The sequence below is a fragment of the Modestobacter sp. VKM Ac-2979 genome, assembly GCF_026967995.1.
Lineage (GTDB): Bacteria > Actinomycetota > Actinomycetes > Mycobacteriales > Geodermatophilaceae > Modestobacter.
In genome coordinates this window covers 1-2,774 of record NZ_JAPVBO010000012.1, presented here as the reverse complement: position 1 = coordinate 2,774, position 2,774 = coordinate 1, and the positions used below count along the sequence as shown (strand labels likewise).

Sequence of the window (2,774 nt, the reverse complement as noted above, 5' to 3'; positions counted from 1 at the left end):
CGGACGCGCGCGTCGAACTCCACGTCGCCCGCCTTGACCTTCACCGTGCGGGGGATCGTGCCGTCGTTCAGCGCGGTGACCCCGGTGATGGTGAACTCCTCGTCCCCGGTCAGGCCGAGCGACTCGGCCGACTCGCCCTCGGGGAACTGCAGCGGCAGGACGCCCATGCCGATCAGGTTCGACCGGTGGATGCGCTCGTAGCTCTGCGCGATGACCGCCTTGACGCCGAGCAGCGCCGTCCCCTTGGCCGCCCAGTCACGGGAGGACCCGGAGCCGTACTCCTTGCCGGCCAGCACCACCAGCGGCACGCCGGCCTCGGCGTAGGCCCGCGAGGCGTCGTAGATCGACGTGGTCTCGCCGGTCAGGTGGTTCTTGGTGACACCGCCCTCGGTGCCAGGCACCAGCAGGTTGCGCAGCCGGATGTTGGCGAAGGTGCCGCGGATCATCACCTCGTGGTTCCCGCGCCGGGAGCCGTAGGAGTTGAAGTCGCGGCGCTCGATGCCGTGCTCCTGCAGGTACTTCCCGGCGGGGCTGTCGGCCTTGATGGAGCCGGCCGGCGAGATGTGGTCGGTGGTCACCGAGTCACCCAGCACCGCCAGGGTGCGCGCCCCGGAGATGTCCTCGACGGGGGACGGCTCGGCCGGCATCCCGTCGAAGTACGGGGGCTTGCGGACGTAGGTGCTCTGCGCGTCCCACTCGAAGGTGTCGCCCTCCGGGGTGGGCAGCGCCTGCCACTGCTCGGTGCCGGCGAACACGTCCTGGTAGCTACGGCCGAACTGCTCCGCGGAGACGGCGTGGTCGATGACCCGCTGGACCTCCTGCGGCGAGGGCCAGATGTCGCGCAGGTACACGTCGTTGCCGTCGGTGTCCTTGCCCAGCGAGTCGTTGTTCAGGTCGACGTCCATCGACCCGGCCAGCGCGTAGGCGATGACCAGCGGGGGGCTGGCCAGGTAGTTCATCTTGACGTCGGGGTTGATCCGGCCCTCGAAGTTCCGGTTGCCCGACAGGACCGAGACGACGGCGAGGTCGGCCTCGTTGACGGCGGCCGAGACCGGCTCGGGGAGCGGGCCGGAGTTGCCGATGCACGTGGTGCAGCCGTAGCCGACCAGGTAGAAGCCGAGCTTCTCCAGGTAGGGGGTGAGCTCGGCCTTCTCGTAGTAGTCCATGACGACCTTGGACCCCGGCGCCAGCGTCGTCTTCACCCACGGCTTGCTGGTGAGGCCCCGCTCGACGGCGTTCTTCGCCAGCAGCGCGGCGCCGATCATGACCTGCGGGTTGGAGGTGTTGGTGCAGGAGGTGATGGCGGCGATCACCACGTGACCGTGGTCGACGTAGGTCTCGGTGCCGTCCTCCATCACGACCTTGGTCGGCTTGTTCGGCCGGTCGGGGAGGACGTGGTCGGACACGAACGGGTGCGGCTTGCCGGCCTCGCCGTTGCCGTGCCCGAACGGGCTCACCGGGTCAGACGCCGGGAAGGACTCCGCGGACGCCTCGTCGGCGGCGGACTCGACGCCGTAGGGCTGCTCGTTGGACGGGACGCCGGGCTTCCGGTCCTCCCCGCCGGTCTCGCCGTCGGAGACGTAGGCCGGCAGCGCCTCGCGCCAGGCCTCCTTGGCGTCGGTGATCGCGACCCGGTCCTGCGGGCGCTTCGGGCCGGCGATGGAGGGGACGACGGTGGCCAGGTCCAGCTCCAGGTACTCGGAGAAGACCGGCTCGCGGGACGCGTCGTGCCAGAGGCCCTGCTCCTTGGCGTAGGTCTCGACCAGCTTGACCTGCTCGGCGCTGCGGCCGGTCAGCTCCAGGTAGGTGATGGTCTCCTCGTCGATCGGGAACATCGCCGCGGTGGAGCCGAACTCCGGGCTCATGTTGCCGATGGTGGCGCGGTTGGCCAGCGGGACCGCCGAGACGCCGGCGCCGTAGAACTCGACGAACTTCCCGACCACGCCGTGCTGGCGCAGCATCTCGGTGATCGTGAGGACCAGGTCGGTGGCGGTCGCGCCGTCGGGCAGCTGGCCGGACAGCTTGAAGCCGACGACCCGGGGGATCAGCATCGACACGGGTTGGCCGAGCATCGCGGCCTCGGCCTCGATGCCGCCGACGCCCCAGCCCAGCACGCCCAGGCCGTTGACCATGGTGGTGTGGCTGTCGGTGCCCACGCAGGTGTCGGGGTAGGCGAGGGTGCGGTCACCCTCCTGCCGCGGGAAGACCACGCGGGCCAGGTGCTCGATGTTGACCTGGTGCACGATGCCGGTGCCCGGGGGGACGACCTTGAAGTCGTCGAAGGCGCCCTGGCCCCAGCGCAGGAACTGGTAGCGCTCGCCGTTGCGCTGGTACTCGATCTCGACGTTGCGCTCGAAGGACTCCGGCGTGCCGAAGACGTCGGCGATGACCGAGTGGTCGATGACCAGCTCGGCCGGGGCCAGCGGATTGATCTTCTGCGGGTCGCCGCCGAGGTCGGCCATCGCCTCGCGCATGGTGGCCAGGTCGACGATGCACGGGACGCCGGTGAAGTCCTGCATCACCACACGGGCCGGGGTGAACTGGATCTCCTGGTCCGGCTCCGCGGACGGGTCCCAGTTCGCCAGGGCGCGGATGTGGTCGGCGGTGATGTCCGCGCCGTCCTCGGTGCGGAGGAGGTTCTCCAGCAGGACCTTCAAGCTGAAGGGCAGCTTGTCGGCGCCCTCCACCGCGTCGAGCCGGAAGATGTCGTACTCGGTGCCGTCGACGTCGAGCGTCGCCCGGGCTCCGAAGCTGTTCTTGCTGGCTGCCACTCT

General features: G+C 69.9%; 1 protein-coding gene. It reads right to left on the bottom strand.

The genetic code is table 11. The annotated features are described in order from the left end of the window. The coding region (locus O2W15_RS23900) for an aconitate hydratase (RefSeq protein WP_269181280.1) at positions 1-2,771 on the bottom strand (2,771 nt) is incomplete at its 3' end. Between the last annotated feature and the right edge of the window lie 3 nt (positions 2,772-2,774).